Here is a 19,759-nt window from a genome sequence, read left to right as displayed (position 1 = left end):
TACCTCGTCGCGATCTTCGCCGAACCGCTCGCGCCGCAGAACCCCAACTCCCGCAACCTGGACTTTACGTACTGCCCGCCGCAATTGGTGTCGTTCAGCTTCGCCGACGGCTTGCACACCCACGCGATGCAGCGGCACGTCGACCCCGTCACGCTCCGGCGGACGTACGTGCAGCGCGACGACCTGTCGATCCCGATCGGGTTGTTCGTGAAAGGAGAGCCCTATCGGCTCTGGGGCCTGATTCACATGCAGCGTCGGCTGATCGGCATCGACCGCGACGAACTCGCTGAAGCCGGCTTGGCGATCGAGGCCGCCTTCCATCCGCTCGGGGCAGACCGCTACGGACGTGACCTGCTCAGCCGGATCATTTACGGGGCCCGCATCTCGCTGAGCGTGGGGCTCATCGGCGTCGCGGTCACGTTCGTGCTGGGCGTGATCATCGGCGGGATCAGCGGCTACGCCGGCGGCCGGCTGGACAACCTCATCCAACGCGGCATCGAGATTTTGCAGAGCTTCCCGCAGCTGCCGCTGTGGATCGCGCTGGGGGCCGTGATGCCCGCCGACTGGTCGGCGATCCGCGTGTACTTCGCGATCACGGTGGTGTTGGCGCTGCTGAACTGGACGGGCTTGGCCCGCGTGGTCCGGGGCAAGATCCTGTCTTTGCGCGAGGAAGACTACGCCGTCGCCGCACGCCTGCTCGGCGCCTCGCACGGGCGGGTGCTGGTCCGCCACCTATTGCCCGGCTTCGCGAGCCACGTCATCGTCGCGCTGTCTTTGAGCGTGCCGGGCATGATCCTGGGCGAGACCGCGCTGTCGTTCCTGGGCCTGGGCCTGCGCCCGCCGGTGGTGAGTTGGGGCGTGCTGCTGCAGGACTGCATGGACGTGCAAGCGGTCCGCTATTACCCCTGGCTGCTCACGCCCGTGCTGTTCATCATCGCGACGGTGCTGACCTTCAACTTCGTCGGCGACGGCCTCCGCGACGCCGCCGACCCTTACGCGTCTCCCGGATGAATCCGCCGACCCCCGAGCACGACGCGGTCCTCGACGTCCGCGACCTCTCCGTCGTCTTCGAAGGCATCGACGGCACGACCCACGCCGTACGCGACGTGAGCTTCGCGCTCCCCCGGGGCCAAACGCTCGCGCTGGTCGGCGAGTCCGGCAGCGGCAAGAGCACCGTCGGTAACGCGATCCTACGGCTCATCCAGCCCCCCGGAAGGATCGCGTCGGGCTCGGTCCTGCTCCGCGAACAGCCCGGCGACACACCGCTCGACCTGGCGGCGCTGTCCGAAAAAGACGAACGCCTCTTCGCCGTCCGCGGCGGGCGGATCAGCATGATCTTTCAGGAACCGATGACCGCGCTGTCGCCGGTCCACACCATCGGCAACCAGCTCCGCGAAGCGATCGAGCTGCACGTCACCCGGGACCGCAAGGCCGGGGAAGAGCTCGCCGTCGAGATGATGGCCAAGGTCGGCATCCCCGAGCCGCGCACCCGGCTGCGGCAATACCCCTTCGAGTTTTCCGGGGGGATGCGTCAGCGCGTCGTGATCGCGATGGCCTTGGTCAGCCGCCCGGCCGTGGTCATCGCCGACGAACCCACGACCGCGCTCGACGTGACGGTGCAGGCCCAGATCCTCCGGCTCATCAACGATCTCAAGGCCGAGCTCAACACGAGCGTGCTGTTCGTCACACACGACCTGGGCGTGGTCGCCCAAGTCGCCGACGCCGTGGCGGTGATGAAACAGGGACGGATCGTCGAGCGGGCGGGCGTCCGCGACCTGTTCCACCGGCCGTATCACCCGTACACCCGCCGCCTGCTCGCCGCCGTCCCGCACGCGGGCTTCGAGGAGCAGTCCAAGCGGCTGCTCGAACCCGCCGACCCGCCGCCGGGCATGCCCGACGGTTTTGGCTACGACGAACCGGACCAACCGGACGCGTCGCCGAGCGCTTTCGGTTTCGGCAAAGACCGGCTGCTCCTGCTCTGGCCGACGGGCGCGGGGGGGGCTCAATGAACACCGGCAACGACCGCATCCTCAAAGTGCGCGGCCTGTCCAAGCACTTCCCCGTCGGCAAGGGCCGCAAGAAGTCGGTCTTCAAAGCCGTCGACGACGTCAGCTTCGACGTCTATGCCGGCCAAACGCTCGGCATCGTCGGCGAATCCGGCAGCGGCAAGACCACGTGCGCCCGCTGCATCCTGCGGGCCCTGCAGCCAACCGCGGGCACCGTCGCGTTCACCCACAACGGGACGACGGTCGATCTGGCGACCCTGCCCGAACGCCGGCTCAAGCCCTTGCGCCGGCAGATGCAGATGATCTTCCAGGACCCCTTCGCGTCGCTGAACCCACGCATGACCGTCGGCGACATCGTCGGCGAGCCGCTGCTGATCCACGGGCTGGGCAACAAGTCCGAGCGCCGCGAGAAGGTCGCCGCCATGCTTGCCCGCGTCGGCCTCGAACCCGGCCACGCCAACCGCTACCCGCACGCCTTCTCCGGCGGGCAGCGCCAACGCATCGGTATCGCGCGGGCGCTGATCCTCGGCCCGTCGCTCGTGGTCGCCGACGAAGCCGTCAGCGCGCTCGACGTCAGCGTCCGCGCCCAGGTGCTCGACCTGCTCAAGGAACTGCAGGACGAGCTGAACCTCACCTACCTGTTCGTCAGCCACGACCTCAGCGTGGTCCGCCAGGTCTGCGACGCGGTGCTCGTCATGCGCCGGGCCCGCATCGTCGAGATGGGCCCGACCGAGCGGGTCTGGTCCGATCCGCGGCACCTCTACACGCGGAGCCTGCTCTCGGCCATCCCCCTGCCCGACCCCGACGCCAACCTCGAACCGATCGATCTCGACGGCGTCTCAGAATCGGAGCTCGAACCGCTCCCCAACGCCTTGGCGGATTGACCGGTACGGGCCTCCACGGCTCCATCCAACCTCCGTCGCAGCGTCGCGCGACGAGGACGGCTTGCCGCATCGAGGAGAACGCGAAACCCGCGATCGAGCAATGTTCCAGAACATTATGTTAACTAAATTTGACATTGAGTTGATCATAGATAACATTAAGTTCGAATTACCTAACACGTATCCCGGATTCTGCATGCCCCCCGACATGAGCAACCAAGAACGAGTCACCGTCGTCGCCATCCTCACCAACCTCCTGGTCAACGGCTACGCCGTCGTCCGGGTCGGCCAGCTCTACGCAGACGGCGCCCTGGCCGGCGACGAAGCGGTGACGGTGTGGGCGCGGGCGGTGGTGTGGGTCATCCCCGCGGCCATCGGGCTGACGATCCTTTTGAACGTCTTGTTCGCGATGGCGGACCGCGAGCGCCAGAACAACAACGTGATCGACGAACGCGACCGGCAGTTCCAGCTGCGCGGGATGGGCGTCACGCTCGTCGTCGTCTGCCTGGGATACGTGGCGATGCTCGGGGGCCTCGCCTTCGGGTGGGCGACGATCGTCGTGCTCAACGTGTTGTTCTTCTCCTTCGCAGCCGGCGACCTGCTCGGCAACGCCGTCCGGCTCGCCAGCTACCGGGTCGAGTGTTGACGTGGCCAAGCTCCGCATCACCAACACGATCCGTCGGCTCCGTTTCGAGAACGACGAGATGACGCAGCAAACGCTCGCGGACCGGGTCGGCTGCACCCGGCAGACCATCGCCGCCATCGAGAAGGCGAAGTACTCGCCCAGCCTCGAACTGGCGATCCTCATAGCGCGGGCGCTCGGCAAGCCGCTGGACGAGGTCTTCCTGGTCGAAGGCGACGACGCCTCGATCGCCCGCAAGCCCGACCTCGACGCCGACGCCGATCCGGATGCACGTCCGTAAGCCGACGCGCCCCTCAAAACCAAACACGCGTGGGCCGGCAGTCGCCGGCCGGCGATCGATCGGACCTTCAACCCTCTTTTATGGAGCACATAGATATGACCGCACGATTCAGTTGGGCCGGAACCTTGGTGGCAAGCCTCGCGATGACGGGCTGCGCCGCCCATAACTACGACTTCGCCGCCGCGCCGCGGGGGCCCTCGCGCGTGCCGCAAATGGTGGGCGATCTTGATCGGCTCGCCGAAACAGCAGACGAGGCGGCCAAGGCGGAAGACGCGTTGTACGACGTGAGCCTCTTCCCCCTCGTGCATTCAGAGCTGCACGTCTTCGCGGAAGCCGCCGACGAGGATTCCCCCGCCGAGTTCGTGGAAGCCGAGATCGCCGCGTGCCTGCCGCTCTTCGCGTTCGTCAACGGCACGGTCAGCCAATACGACGAACAACAGAACTTGCTGACCCGGGACGCGTTCGACTCGAGCTTCTGGGGCGCCTTCCGGCAACACCGCGAACTGGTCGTGACGCCCGCGGGACACCGCGAGCGGACACGCCACACGGTCTTGTGGCTCATCAGCTGGTGCGGCGAAGAAACCTGGCAACCCACCCCCGAAGCGGCCCGCGAAGCATTGCCCGAATCCCCCGAAAATCCGGACCCGGTTTGAAGGAACGCGGCCGATCAGTCATCGAGCATCATTAAACTCGCAGCTTGCCCCCCTGGCGGAGCCAGCGTCGTCTCGGACCTCTTTGACAGCGGTTCGCCTCAAAACCTTGAAGGGGGATGAACATTCTGGATATTTTAGGATTTTTTTATCTTATTTTTCTCTAGTTTTCATTATTATAGTTGTTTTCTGTCAAGCGAGGCTGTAAAATAAAGATGTATTTGTCTTCTTTAGTGATCGGGGGCGTCGTTTGTCCGGGTTTCTAGATTCAAACCGCACTGGGAATCACCATGCCGTTCTGGTGGAGTTGTCTGTTTAACGGGGAATGTGTTTGCGATCTTGGTCAAGCCGCTCGGGACACCACGCGGCAGATCGATACTGAGCCGGATACCCAAGCACGCTTTGGCTCGTACCCGCATGAATCCGCGAAGTTCGAGAATTTAGAGCCGCGTGTCTTGTTTTCCGCGGTGCTCTCGAGCGAGGCGTTGTCCGAGAGGATTAATCAACGCGGCGGCGAGATCATCAGCGGTTCGATTTCTGAACTCGGAGCCGTCGTTAACGGTGGGCCCGCGGCGGAGTTGGGAACTCAAAAACAGGCCGTTCGGGGAACCGCGGGTCACGATTTCCTCTATACCCAGCGCTCTGCCGGTCGACTCCTGGGGCTTGGCGGCGACGACTGGCTGGCGGTCTTGAGCGACGAGACGACGCAGACCAAACGCGTGGGGGTCTCCGGGGGTACCGGCGACGACCGGATTTACGCGATGTCTGGCCTGGCCGACGTGGACGGTGGCCCCGGCTACGACGTGCTGTTCATTGGTGACGCGGACGTGCAGTACCGCAACATCGAAGAAGTGTGGGTCCGTCAGGCCTCGGGCGAAGAGTGGTTGCGGCAAGAGGGCGAACCCGCGGGCAGCGTGAAGGCCAAGCCGAATCCTCCTTCATCAAGCCCAGGCGCTTCCGCCACCCCATTCAAACCGAAAACCGCGATCGGCAAACCGACCGACCTCAGCGACTTGGACACCTCGACCGATATCCGTGCGCGGATTTCGTTCGACGCGACGCGCGATCTGTCGGCGCAGGAACCCGCTTCGGCCGAGTTGTCTCTGACGTTGGATGGTTTGAGCGATGGCACCGGCGGTTTGGACGGCGGAGGCCTTTTCGCGGCCGCCAGCACCAGCGCCGCTGCGGCACCGACGGTCGATCTCGCGGGCGATGTCAATGGCGATGGCGTCGTCGACGGCCACGACATCGACGCCGTCCGCGCGGCGTACCAAGCGGATGTAGAGCCAGGCCAAGACCCAGACCCCTACACCCCCGAGGCCGACCTGTTCAGTTTCGGCGACAGCTTGGGAAAGGTGGATGAACACGACTTCAACTTCCTGTTCCACGGGCTTCTGGGGGCGCGTACCGGCGACGGTGATTTCAGCGGCCAAGTTGAGCAGGGCGACCTGAACCTTGTGCTCAACAACTGGGGCCGGCTAAACGTGGGCTGGACCCGCGGCGACTTCAACAACAGTGGCCAGGTTGAGCAGGGCGACCTCAACTTCGTGCTCAACAATTGGGGCCACTCCAGCAACGTGCCGCACGTGGAGGAGGGAACTTTTGATGAAATCGGCGCTAAATACTATTTCGGCTTCAACGCCGACGACACGATCACGGGCACCAGCGGCGACGACTTTATTTGGGGCGGCGGCGGCAACGACACGATCAACGCCGGCGACGGCGACGACCTCATCTACGGCGGTGCCGGTAGCGACGCGATCAATCCGGGCGGTGGCAACGACACGATCATCGACCCCGACGACGCCACTTATCCCGACATCGGCACGGGCGACCTAACAATCACGCCTCAGCTTTCGGTGATCGAGGAGACCGCAAACGCCCCCGCAACCGATGTGGCCGTCCTCGAGGCCAGCCGTCCCGGCCCGCCGTTGGCGGCCACCGATTTCCAACTCAGCGGGGCCGACGCGGAGCGATTCCAGGTTGTCCAACTCGACGGCGCGCCTCAAGGCCAATTCGTATTGAGGTTGCGCGGCGGGCAAGACATCGCCTTTGCCGAGACCCCCATTCTCAACGTTACCGTCGCGCTCACCGACCTGACCTCAACGCCCGATACCGTGGCTCACAGTGTCGCCGTTCAACGCGCCACGGCGGCTTCTCCTATCGCGGACGCCGGGTTGCGTGCCGCGGTCCGAGCAAGCCTGGGCATCATCGATCCCGATTACGTTCTGACGAACGCAGACCTCGGCCGGGTGACCGAGTTGTACGGCGACCCGACCGCCATCGGCTGGCTCAACGAGATCGACAAACTCGCCAACCTCCAACAAATCCGCCTCGTCCCGACCGACTTTGCGCAGCGGGCCACGACGCCGCAAAACCTGCTGACGATCGACCGCAGCGCGGGCAACTCGGAACTCACGCACGTGCAGGTCCAAGGCGCCGGCCTTGACGACGCCGCATTGACCACCCTGATCCAAAACCTGCCCGACGGCGTCGAAGTCCTCGACCTGCTCTACAACGACGTCGCCAACCTGCCAACCGACCTGCTGACCCAGTTGCCGAACCTGCGTGAGCTTCGCCTGCACGGCAACGCGATCGCCGACCGCGCCTTGCAATACGTCAACCGCGACCCGGTCGATCCGCTTAACGATCCGACGCTTGCCGTCTCCACCAACCCCCTCGCCGTCTTGTCCGGCTCGTTGGTCCAACTCGACCTGGCCTCGGCCAGCCCGGACCTGGCGGTCTACGCCGACGACCCCGTCGCCGACTTGGCCCGCCGGCTGTATTACCTGCCCACCCGCATGTACGAGTGGGTCCGCAACCACGTGGAACTGGACATCTACCACGGCTTCATGCGCGGCGCTCAGGCCACCCTAGAAACCCGAAGGGGCAACGACTTCGACACGGCGTTGCTGCTGAAAGAACTGCTGGAAGAAGCGGGGTTCACTTACAACACCGACCTGCACATGCGCTTCCGGAAGGTCACCGCGCAGCAAAGCGACGTGATGCGCTGGCTGGGCGTTGCCAACACCACCGCCATGACCGAAGCGCTCAAAGCGATGAGCCCGGCCTACAACGACCCGGCGTTGAACGGCGACCAGGTGACGTTCACTCACGCCTTTTTGGAGATCGACGCCGGCGGGCAAACCTTCCAGCTTGACCCATCGTGGAAGTACAAAAACCTCCCGGACGCCCCCTCGGACTTCATCCGTGATCTACAAGACAACACATCGAACTTCCGGTTCGAAGTCTTCGACATCGATGGCACGAAAGATACCGATGGCGACGGGGACCTCGACAACGACGGCTTCCTCGATCAAGTGCGGATCGAAAACGCGGCGGAGTTCTACGCCGACCGCGTGCGTGACTACCTGAGCGTTCACCATCCGGACTTGACCCTCGCCGACGTCGCTTACGACGGGCCGATTGTCCCCGAAGTCATCGACGATTTAACTTTAACGACCCCAGGGTGGACCGAGGTTTCCGGTGTCGCGGGCGATATCACGCTTTACGCCCCCGCAACCTTCGGCAATCTATTCGACATAGACGCCGAGACCGTTCTCGATCAATTTATTGTCAATGGCACGGCGTGGGTTAACGCGCACGACACCCCGAGTGACAGCCATTTTGCTCCAGCGTCACTGACACACGTGATCGCGATCGATATTTATTCGGGAACTGACAATTTTAAACCCAATTATTATGGCACGGTAAACCAAGATTTTTATTATCTGCCGGTCTCGGAATTTCTAAATCATCAATGGACCGTTCGGACGGTGTACCATTACGCGTCTGACCCTGATTTAGGCAGTATCGACGAATATTATACCTCATTGCTGCGGGATGGTATTGCGATCGGCGAGGGGTATGCGCGAAATGCCAACGCCGGGAACGCCCCATCTGGCTTCAGGTTCCGGGTCTACTCCTATGCCCCCAATGTTAATGTAGTAAGGGCGTCGGATGTGGCAAGAGATTTACATGACGTTATCAACATCGGAGTCGATGCGGGCCAAGAAAGCCAGTATTCGTTTGCGAATCGTCGCGCAGCGTACACCGAAGCGGTGATCGAAGCTTTGGACGGCCGCTCCACCGCGATCAGTAGTCGGAGCGACTTGAGTGACCACGAGATCGCGATCGTTGGCGGATTGACCGACTTGGTCCAGTCCGAGTATGCGCGGAAGACGCGCGAAGCCGAGCGTGCATTGATGGGCTTGGCCGGATTCGTCGACACGATGTCCGCGGTCGGTGTCGGCACGGTGACCGCCAGACTCGAAAACGGCTACCAGCAGAACGCGTCGATCCAATCCACGATTTTGCCCGCGGAGCTCCTCGTCGATCAGCCCGGCGGGTCTTGGCCCACAAAGTACATCGGGCTGGCCGACGTGCCGAACCCGCTGGTTTTCGACCTATCGGAAGACCTCAGCAACGAGCCGCCCGTCGTCCGGGGTTTAGCCGACGCCTTAGGCTGGGTGAACAGCGGTCTTGAGCACGAGGTGATCGAAGACATCACGAATACGCCTGCCGGTTCGACCGCCCGTGTGATTCAGATGGTCGCCGCCCAGACCAACCCGTCCGGGACGGATATCTTCCTCGCCGATAGCAACAATTACGAGGATCTCTACCAATATAAAAATGTCGGTAGCAATCTTTCGCCTCTCGAGCAACGGTTCAACGACGGCATCGATATCGTCATTGACCAGTTTAAAAAATATGACCCCAGTGCTCGGGAGCCAACGGCAAACCAAAGCGTATTCGAGCGGATCGAAGCTATTGTTCCACTCGACACGGTTCGGGTGGAAGGCGCAGACGGCAGCTATTGGGAGGGATATGCCTTCCATTACTTCAATCCACTTGCTACGGAGGCTTCGTACGCCATTCTTGGTGAAGCGGTAAATGCCCAAGGCGGGCGTAGCGGCGGCAACGCCTTTTTCGAAATCCCGCCGGCAACGGTTCAGCGCGTGGATCAGATCCAGCCCACGTTGATTGGCGACCCGGTAGACCCCGTTGACGGGCACGTGTATCACACGCAGACGGACGTGTCGCTCCCGAACCTCGGCGTGCCGCTCACGTTCACCCGAACGTACAAGAGCAACCAGGTCGGGGCCAACGCGGGAGACCTGTATTTCGACAGCGACCGCGGGCTGGGCGTGGGTTGGTCGTATAGCTTCAGCGACCGGTTGGAGTTTGTTGGCACGGTGCTCGGTCGAAGCGGCGGCGTCCATTACAACGACGACGCGTCTCACCCCGTGCTCGGGGCCGACAACTCGATCATCTGGTACACGGGCGACGGCGCTCGCCACTTGTTCAAACAGGCCGGCACGATCAGCGACCCCGTTTACGGGACTCGCCACTATTACGAAAGCGAAACCATTTACGGCCGGCTCGCGAGCCTCGACGATTACACGTTCCGCTTTGTCGATCCGGACGGCATGAGCTATCGGTTTGATATCGCCGGTAAGTTGACGGAGGTGGCCGATGGTTTCGGTCACGGGGTTGAGGTCACCTATGGCGTTGACCAGCGCATCTCTGCCGTGACGTCGAACGGCGCGGATGGCGAAGATCGCAAACTCACGTTCACGTGGGACGCCAACGGACTCGATATCTCTGACAACTCGGCAGACGGTGGGCTTCAGGACCGCACGTGGCGGTTCCGGCTCGGAACCATCGCTGGGGAAAAAGTGCTGACTGAGGTTACCGCTCGCGGCGGCACCGGCCAAGGCACCGACGACGAGCGTACCCATTACAAGTACTACAGCGACGACGTCCGCAGGTATTTGTTAAACGAGGTCCAAGCAGGGCTCCGCGGAACACCTTCCACTCTGAATACTACGGACCTCGCCCGGACGACTTACGAGTACTACGCCAATCGCCGCGCGATGCGGGTGCATCTGCCCGACGGCCGACAGGAGCAGTTCTGGTACCGCTTCGGGCTTTACGAAGCGGACAACGACCTCGCGAACCGCGTCAGCTACGCGGACGACTTTGCCGGTGCGCAGACGACGTTCGTCGACGGCAGCGGAGACGTGGTGACGTATTCGCTGGCGGAAAGCGGCGAGATCCTCCGCGAAACCTTCTCTGACGGCACCTACCACGAGGCCGAATGGAACGATCGGGGCCAACGCGTCAGCGTCACGGACGCGTTCGGCAACACCGAATCCTTCGGATACGACGACGCGTTAACGATCTTCGGCGGCGCTAACGACGACTTCATTTCCGGTGTGCTGCTTAAACATACGGATGCGTACGGCGCGGTCACGGATTACTACTACGGCGCGTACCGCACCGCAGATTTGGGGCCATACCACCGCCAACTCCGGTACGTTCCCGAAGAGGGCGGCAATTTCATCCTGATGCCGCTGGTCCGGATTTTAGAGAGGGGCGTCGCTGGCGATCAGCGTCGCGATACGAAGTTTGATCACGAGTATTGGAACGGCTCGTCGTTTTTCGACGATGCCGACGATGCCGTCGGTGCCACGGTCAACATCCCGGACGGTCAGCCGGCCAATCTTGCTTACCGACTGAAGCGGCGGGTCGACGCCGAAGGAAACGAAACCACGTACCAGTACAACACGACCGCCGGCACGCCCGCGGAGGTCGACAGTTTGCCGACGCGGATCGATGCGCCCGGTTTCAGCGACGCCGGCGTCGAGCTGTCGCAAGGCGCCCGGACCGAATTGATTTACAACGCCGCCGGTCAGGTGGTCGCCGAGAAGCGTTCCGAGGACGGGACGGGCAACGGCCTGGTTACCCGCTACGACTACAACAGCCGCGGAGAGTTGATCACGCAGATCAGCCCGAACGGGGTGGCAGAAGAAGCGGGCCTGAGTTTCGCCGCCGGCGCTCTGACGAGTTCCGGCTACGACGACGTCGCCACGCGTTTCGCTTTTGACGGCTTCGGTCGGCTCGTAACGACCCAAGGCCCCAAGCCGGACGGCGAGTTAGCCCAACCCTTCACTCGGGTTGAGTACGACGGTCGTGGGAATGCGCTGGCCGTTCACGTCCACGACGACGGCGGGTTGTCGTCTCCCGACTCGGATGGGCGTCTCGTCACGCAGACCACGTACGACGATCAAAGCAGGGTTACCAAGGTTCTTTACGCCGACGGAACCGAATCGAGGTTCACATACGACGGCGTCGGTCGGCAGACCAGCGCGACCGATGAATTGGGGCGTACCACGCGGTTCTTCTACGACCGCCGCGGCCGGCGATCGGCGGCGATCTCGCCCGACGGTTCCGTGACCCGTCAACGCACCGACGGCGGCGGCCGCGTCGTGGCGGTCACCGACGCGCGGGGCCACACCACGACCTTCCGCCACGACGAGTTGGGGCGTGTGGTCGAGCAGACCGATCCGGCTCCCGTTGACGGCTCGGCCGCGCAGGGCGGCACCACGAAATGGGATTACGACGGGCATGGCGACCTGCGTTCCGTGACGGACCAGCGCAACCATCAGACGCTTTATCGCTACGACGGATTCGGACGACTAATCGAAACCACGCAGAAGATCGATAGCGGCGACGATCTAATCACCACGACCGAGTACGACCCGCGCGGGAACGTGGTCCGGGTCACCGATCCCAAGAACCACACGACCACGTACGGCTACGACTTTGCCGACCGACGGATCGAGACCACGACGCCCGACCCGGATGGCAGCGGGGGCGCCCTGTCGGCGTTGACGACCCGTTTCCTTTACGACGACAACGGCAACCTCACGCACACCGTGGTCGACCCCGAGGCCACGACGGGGGCGACGCTCACGCCGCTCACCCTTGGCACCCTTCCCGGCGGCGACGACGTCGCCATTACTCAGATCGATTACGACCGCCTCGACCGTGCTTGGAAGACCACCGCGGCCGACCCCGATGGCTCGGGGCCGGATGCTCGTCCGGAAGCCGAGACGGTTTACGACAATCTGGGCCGCGTACACGCCACGATCGACGCCAACGGCAACCGAACCGAGTTCCTTTACGACGATCGAGGCCGAGTCGTGCAGACCACGCGAGCGGACGACGACCTGGACCAGACCACGCTCACGCAGTTTGACGCCGCGGGGCAAATCGTCGCCACCGCCGACGCGCTCGGCCACGTGTACCGCAACGACTACGACGCGAACGGCCGCGTGACCCGCGAAACCGCGCCCGATCCGGACGGCGCAGGCTTGCAGTCGGCGTCCCACACCCATTACGGCTACGACGCGGCCGGGAACCTGGCCTGGATCACCGAGCCGCGCGGCGACGGGCCCGAGGACTTCGAGCACACCACCCGGTTCACGTACGACGAACAGAACCGGCTGATCCTAACCGTCGGCCCCGATCCCGACGATCCCGAAGATCCCGCGGAACCCAAAGGACCGCTCCCGGCACCGACCCGCAGTTCCACTTACGACTTGGCCGGCAACCTCGAGACCACCACCGACGAACTGGGGCGAACGACCCGGTTCGAGTACGACGAACTCAACCGGGTGGAGCTGGAGGTGGCGCCCGATCCCGATGGTGCCGGCGCGTTGACTTCACCCGAGACGTCGTACGTCTACGACGCCAACGGCAACCTGGCCTCGGTGACGGACCCCAACGGAAACACGACCTATTTCTACTACGACGCTTGGGACCGTTTGACTCACACCGTCAACGCTTTGGCTGAGGCGGCGGGGCAGACGATCGACTCCGATGGCAACGGAATCGGCGACGCCGCCCCGGATGCCGCATCACTCTCGCCGTACGTGGTTCAGACGATTTACGACGACCGCGGCCGCGCGGTGCTTAGCATCGACGAACTCGGCCGGGAGCACGGCACCGTTTACGACAACCTCGACCGCGTGGTGGCTACCTTGGCCCCCGACCCGGCCAACGGGAAGGCGTTCGAGAGCCACGCCGACGCGCGGGACGGCATCATCCCCGTCCCCGCGGCGACCACGGATCCGCGGATCACGACCTACACCTACGACGACGCGGGCAACCTGCTGTCGGTCAAGGACCCGCTGGGGCGCACCCGCTACACCCAGTACGACGGCCTGCACCGCCCGACCCACACGGTCAATGCGGCCGCGCCGGCAAGCGCCGTCGATAGCGACGGCGACGGCCGTCTCGACGGCCCGATCGACACGCTCAACAACGGCGGCGTGCTAAACGACTACTTGACGACGACCGCCTACGACGCGCAGGGTCGCGTGGTGTTGGTCGTCGACGAACTCGGCCGGGAGTACGGCACGGTCTACGACGCCCAAGGCCGCGTGACGGCGCAGGTGGACCCGCATCAGGTCACCGGTCGGGCCTTCCACACGCCCGACGACGCCGGCCGCGCCGACCGGATCGTCGGCCTGGCCACGCGATTCACCTACGACCGCAACGGCAACCTCACCGCCGTCACCGACCCGCTCGGCAACGCAACGTGGACGGTCTACGACCGATTCAACCGCCCGGTCCGTGAGATCAACGCCCTCGCCGGCGACGACGTAACGGACGACAACGGCGAGGTGAAAGCGGAGTTCACCGCGCCGGCCTTCGATAAATACAGCGTCCAAACCTTCTACGACGCCGCGGGCCAACCCGTGCTGACTGTCGATGAACGCGGTCGGCAGTACGGCACCGTCTACGACAATCTTGGTCGGGTGATCGCGGATGTCGCTCCACAGGGCGGGGACTTGATCAATATCCAACCCGACGCCGGTAAAGCTTTTTCCGATGGTGCCGTCAACAACGCCGGCCCTTCGCCCGCGCTCGCCGACGTCGTCGGCCGCGCCACCCGCTACGCCTACGACGCCAACGGCAACCTCGTCGGGACCGCCGACGCCGAAGGGCGACGCAACTACACGTACTACGACGCGCTCAACCGCCCGATCCACCAAATCAACGGCGACGGCGCGGGCCTGGCCGACGGCGACGCCCCCGGGGCCGACGGCTACCTGATCCCCGACGCCGCCTACAACGGCACCAACCTCGGCGATTACACCGTCACGCTCACGTACGACGCCGCCGGCCAGATCGTCTTGACCACCGACGAGCTCGGCCGCGAATACGGCACGGTCTACGACCACGCCGGCCGCGTCCTCGCGGACGTCGCCCCGTACGTGAACCTCGCCGATCCCAACGATCCCAACAACGGCCGCGCGTTCGCCGCCGGCACCGACACGCTGACCGGGCTCACCCTCGACCCCGCCGACCTCGCGACCGCCGCCGCCGTCGTCGGACGCACCACCCGCTACACCTACGACGACGCCGACCAACGGCGGTCCACCACCGACGCCCTGGGCCACACCGCCTGGTCCTTCTACGACGACCTCGGCCGGCTCACGCACACCGTCGATCAGATCGGCGACGCCTGGGTCGACCCCAACGACGACCAGGCCACCGCCTGGGCGCCCGGCCAGCCCCTGCCCGCCGGCGCCGACGGCAACGGCCACCCCGACTACACCGTCGTCCGCGCCTACGACTCCGTCGGCCGGCTGACGAGTTACACCGGCCCCAACGGGCACACCACCGCCTACACCTACGACCGGGCCGACCGGCAGACCGCCGTTATCGACCCCCTCGGCTACGCCGACACCTACGCCTACGACGACGCCGGCAACCTGATCCAAACCACCGACCGCAACGGCGACCGCACCGAGTATCGCTACGACGACCTCTACCGCCGCATCGCCGAGCAGTGGGAAACCGTCTTACCCAACAACGGCCACACGCTCATCCTCGGCGGCATCGGCTACAGCTACTACGACGACGGCCAGATCGACGAAGTCAAGGAATACGTGACGCCCGTCAGCACGAACGCCGGCGCGTTCCACACCTTCAAGCACCTTTACGACGCGGCGGGTCGGCTTTGGTGGATCCGCGAAACCGACGCCACCATCGCCTCCGGATCAGACCTCGGCTACTTCTTCTACGCCTACGACGACACCGACCGCTTGGTTTGGATGCAAGACCCGGAAAACGTCATCTTCGGAGATCATCACACCCGCTTCGAATACGACGATCAGGGCCGCATCGATCAAATCTTCCAGACGGCCCCGCACAGCAAATCGGTCGATTACACCTACAACCTCGCCGGTCAGCTCGAGCTCACCGAATACGGCACCGTCTTCCCCACGCTCGGCACCGATTTCCGCTACACCCACTCCACCCAGAACACGTACGACCCCGCCGGCCGGCTCTTCGGCAACACGCACTTCCACCAGCCCACCGGCGGCTCGCTCGCCGGCCTCGCCCAATACATCTACGAGCGCGACGCCCTCGACCGCCCCGAAGCGTTCACCCAGTTCGATTACCTGGCCACCCGCACCACCAACTACGACTACGACCCCACCGGCCAGATCCTCGACGCCGACATCAACGCAACCGGCACCGGCGTGACCGCCGACGAGACCTACACCTACGACGGCGCCGGCAACCGCCTGTCCGACAACGGCCAGGCCGTCACCCCCGACGCCCAGTCCAACCGCCTCGACGCCGACGCCGACTACACCTACACCTACGACCGCGCCGGCCAACTCACCGAACGCCGCCGCGTCGGCGACGGCACCCTCGACCGCGTGTTCACGTACGATCACCGCGGCCGGCTGACGCAGGTGCTGGATTACGGGTTGGACGGTTCGACGGTTGAGCAGACGGTGCGTTACACGTACGACGCGTTCGACCGTTTGATCGAACGCCGCCACACGGACGCTTCGGGGATCACGGACTCGCCTCGATACCTGTACCACGGCGACCAGCGTTGGCTGGCGGTCGAGACGCCGACCAGCGCTCCGGAGGACCCCGCGACGCGTTACCTGTACGCCCCGGGGTCGGACACGCCGCTGTCGGTGGACCCCAGCCAGCTGATCGAGCCTCACGGCTTCTGGCTGCTGGCGGACGCGGCGGGGACGGTTCGGGACGTGGTGGGCACGAGCACGACCCAAGCGCAGGCCGCGGCGCCCCCCGCTCTCTACTACCACGTCGAGTTCAGCCAGTTCGGCGAGGTGCTCAGCCACAGCTATCCGGACGCCTCGGGGACCCCCTTGGTGACCCCCCCGGCGACGCTGGAGTGGATCTCGCCGGGGGGCCTGTCGTTCGGCTTCCAGGGGCGTACGCAGGACGCGGCGACGGGTTTGGTTCACCACAACGCGCGTTGGTCGGACCCGGAGTCGGGTCGTTTCCTCAGCGAGGACCCGTCGGGCTTCGTGTTCGGGGACCCGAACCTGTACCGGTACCTGGGCAACGCGCCGACGGTGTGGTCGGACCCGACGGGCCTGGGCAACGTCAACCAGGCCGCCGCGGGGACCTCGCTGTTCGACCTGTCGTCGTTCCCGACGATCACGAGCAACACCAGCGACGCCGGCGGCCTCGACCTGGTCTTGTCCAACCACTCCCAGCCGGCCCGATCCGGCTCGCTCTACGACACCCTGGCGCTGAGCAACGATCTCAATCAAGCCAGCGGGAACTTCAATCCGGGCTTGCCCCTTCACAACCCGTTCGCCGTCCGACCGATGGACCTGATCCCGACGACTCGCCCCGGGCACCTGCCCTTCACTGAGCTCGGGCCCACCACGATCCGGGGGGCGCTCGCGGCCGAATTCAGGCTCAACGAGCAAATCATCCGCCACAACCTTGGTCACGACTCCAGCCTCACCCCGGTCAGCGACACGGTGATACCGGCCGCCTCAGCGGTGTATGACTTTGCCGCCCCCCGGGTGGGCAGCACGCTTCAGGCAGGCTTTGGCGTCGCAGAAACGATCGCAGGTGTAAGCCTCACACTTGGTGGTGGACCGTTCGGCGGTTTCGTTGCCGGACCGCTGTTGACTTTCAACGGGTTAGACAACACCCAAGCGGGATTGCGGGGTATGTTCGCCGGGCGTCCGGCGGACACCCGCTTGCACGGAGGCCTTGAAACAACGGCAGTAAGTCTCGGTGCCACACCCCAAACTGCTGACCAGTTAGCGAACATTGGAGAATTCACTCTCGGCTTAGGATTCGGCGTCCCAGGTATCGTTGAAGGGCTTACCCAGCAGGGAGCAAGGCAAATCACGCGCAACGTGCCTACGATCGTCAATCGTACGCCAGATGCATTCCTGCCCAATAGAATTGGACCTGGTGCCGCGAACCAGTTTGATGAGGCTTTCGCGTCGAACCGCCACTTCAGTGTCGCTGATACGGCGTTGAAGCATGGACGGACAGCGCGTGCTGGTCGAGGCGGCATATCGCCTGCTCCAACGCGAGGGCAATTCGCCCTGGATAACTCCGTTCAAATCTCGCCCAACTCACCTAGGCGAATTGGTGTTGACCCTGATAACAATGAGATCGTTATTCTAGACCGCACGGGTAATACTATTAGGGATGGGCATGTAATTGGCGGAAGTTTTCACGGGCACGTACGATCGTGGGATCAGCTGTCGACTGCCCAGCGCAATGCTCTGCAACGCCTTGGGGTTAGCGTGTCTAGGTCGGGTGAAATTCACTTCAACCCTTACATTGTTTGGAACACGACTAATCAATAATTTTGATCGTGCCTTTAATGAATTTAATTCGATGACTGCAGACAACAATCAATACGAGCCGGTGCAAAGGTATTCCTCACGGGAAGTCGAAGGCGCTATTGCGGAGAATGATCTAGGAAAGCTAAGCAATATCGTGATTGCTGTGTCGATGTATGCGACTGATCTGCAAGAAGCTGAAAGTCTTTGTGCTCGCTTGGCAACCCACGAAGATGAAAATGTTCGAGGGAATGCAATCCTTGGCTTCGGCCATTTGGCAAGACGATTTGGCAAGTTGAATTTGCCAAATGTCAAAGAGATCATTGAGTCAGGTCTTCAAGACAAGTCTGAGTATGTTCGAGGACAGGCATGGGCTGCAGCGGATGATGTAGCACATTTTCTTGGGCGCTAAATAACCGTTCAGAAGCGAGGACCCTTCGGGCTTCGTGTTCGGGGACCCGAACCTGTACCGGTACCTGGGCAACGCGCCGACGGTGTGGTCGGACCCGACGGGCCTGGGCAACGTCAACCAGGCCGCCGCGGGGACCTCGCTGTTCGATCGGGCGGGCGAATTCTTCGCGGACGCCTTCTCGCCGGTGACCGACTTCGCGCGCAACACGGTGGCGCCCGCGATCAACACCGGCCTGAACATCCTGTCCGATTACGGCGCGATCGCCGGCCCGGTTAATTACGTCGTCAATCAAACCATCAGCGACCTCCGGGATACCGACCAGAACACGGCGGCGGGCGTCGCGAACAATCTCGCCCAGCAGCAGTACGAATTCAACCGCACGGCGTTGCGTTACGCGGTCGAGTCGAACACCGGCCCGGCCCACGGTTACACCAGCTTCCGGCCGGTGCAGTCTGCGTTCTACTTCCTGCAAGACATGGGCTTAGAACGGGCCGGGAACTACCTGCACGACCACGGCCTGGCGGTGCAAGAAGCCCGGCAGATGGAACTGGCCCGCCGCCACGAGGCGGACCGGGAGATGCGTGAAAACCAGGCGATCTACGAGGAGCACGGCTGGTGGGGCGTGTTCCGTTACAACGTGGCGGGGGTGCGGAACATCGACCGGGCGGTCCGCGGCACGACGTTGGAGGGCGACGTGCGGTTCTCCGGCGAGGAACGCTTCCATATGGGGGTTGGCGGGGCGTTCGAGCTGGGAGTCGTCCCGTTGCCGGGCGGCCAGGCGTTGGGCACGGCGACGCGGGGGACGGTGCGTCTGGCGAGCCGCGGTGCGAGCGTAACGCTGAACACGACGACGCGAGTGGCCCAGGCGACGGGTCAGACGGCCTCGACGTTCCGCCAGGGCTTCCGAGCGGGCGTGCAGCAGTTCGACAGCTTGGCGGTGACCCCGCGGGGCGTTGTGGTGGGTTCCAACGGCGGCCGCGCCATCCAGCCCGCCGCCGAACGCCTCGGTGCCGGCATCGCGGGAGGGGCGAGAGCGACCGTTGAATACTTGCCGAAGAACCTTCGCTCAAAGTTGCGCAAAATCGAAGCTTTCACAAGTCAAGGTGGCTTAACGCAAGTGACTGGTCGAGTATCATCAGCGGAAGCACGCACGCTTGCCGAGCGGTTTGTTGGCCGTGGTTTCACCGAAACTTTGGATCCAAAATTTACATATATCCTGCGCTCTAGAGATGGACTGAGACAAGTTCGAGGGCCAAGCATCAAGCCAACTGATCAAGGAAGAAATATCCATCCAATTAGCTTGCAGCCATACTCAAATACAGGCGTCCAAGTTAAATTTCAGTCGAGAAGCATTCCGTCAGGAAACTTTAAATCCAATGTACACCTTGATGTGGGATGAACAGTGAATCCGATGAAACTGGAAATAATCCATTACTATTCTGGCG

9 protein-coding genes are annotated in these 19,759 nt (G+C 63.6%); all 9 read left to right on the top strand.

The genetic code is table 11. The annotated features are described in order from the left end of the window. Positions 1 to 1,011, top strand: a 1,011-nt coding sequence (locus AAGD32_15380) for an ABC transporter permease (GenBank protein MEM8875627.1), incomplete at its 5' end; no start/stop codon positions are given. After that, entirely contained in the window at positions 1,008 to 2,009 is a 1,002-nt protein-coding gene (locus AAGD32_15375) for an ABC transporter ATP-binding protein (protein MEM8875626.1), read from the top strand. The genes AAGD32_15380 and AAGD32_15375, both read left to right, overlap by 4 nt. Beyond that, positions 2,006 to 2,890 carry an ATP-binding cassette domain-containing protein gene (locus AAGD32_15370; protein MEM8875625.1) on the top strand — a complete coding sequence of 295 codons (885 nt, stop codon included), beginning with the start codon at positions 2,006 to 2,008 and terminating at the stop codon, positions 2,888 to 2,890. Before AAGD32_15375 ends, AAGD32_15370 begins: the two co-directional genes overlap by 4 nt. A 205-nt stretch (positions 2,891 to 3,095) precedes the next feature. Further along, positions 3,096 to 3,533: a hypothetical protein gene (locus AAGD32_15365; protein MEM8875624.1), complete on the top strand. Its 438-nt coding sequence runs from the start codon at positions 3,096 to 3,098 to the stop codon at positions 3,531 to 3,533. Position 3,534: 1 nt separating this feature from the next. Further along, entirely contained in the window at positions 3,535 to 3,810 is a 276-nt protein-coding gene (locus AAGD32_15360; protein MEM8875623.1) for a helix-turn-helix transcriptional regulator, read from the top strand. A gap of 95 nt (positions 3,811 to 3,905) precedes the next feature. Continuing rightward, positions 3,906 to 4,463, top strand: a complete 558-nt coding sequence (locus tag AAGD32_15355; protein MEM8875622.1) for a hypothetical protein — start codon at positions 3,906 to 3,908, stop codon at positions 4,461 to 4,463. A gap of 452 nt (positions 4,464 to 4,915) precedes the next feature. After that, positions 4,916 to 17,926: an RHS repeat-associated core domain-containing protein gene (locus AAGD32_15350; protein ID MEM8875621.1), complete on the top strand. Its 13,011-nt coding sequence runs from the start codon at positions 4,916 to 4,918 to the stop codon at positions 17,924 to 17,926. Positions 17,927 to 17,957: 31 nt separating this feature from the next. Next, on the top strand, positions 17,958 to 18,314 hold the full coding sequence (locus tag AAGD32_15345) for a hypothetical protein (GenBank protein MEM8875620.1): 357 nt from the start codon (positions 17,958 to 17,960) through the stop codon (positions 18,312 to 18,314). A 34-nt stretch (positions 18,315 to 18,348) separates the two neighbouring features. After that, positions 18,349 to 19,713: a hypothetical protein gene (locus AAGD32_15340; GenBank protein ID MEM8875619.1), complete on the top strand. Its 1,365-nt coding sequence runs from the start codon at positions 18,349 to 18,351 to the stop codon at positions 19,711 to 19,713. The last annotated feature ends 46 nt before the right edge of the window (positions 19,714 to 19,759 follow it).

Source organism: Planctomycetota bacterium, from assembly GCA_039182125.1.
GTDB lineage: Bacteria > Planctomycetota > Phycisphaerae > Tepidisphaerales > Tepidisphaeraceae > JBCDCH01.
The sequence above is the reverse complement of the archived record's forward strand: the minus strand, read 5'-3'. Positions and strand labels throughout refer to the sequence as shown.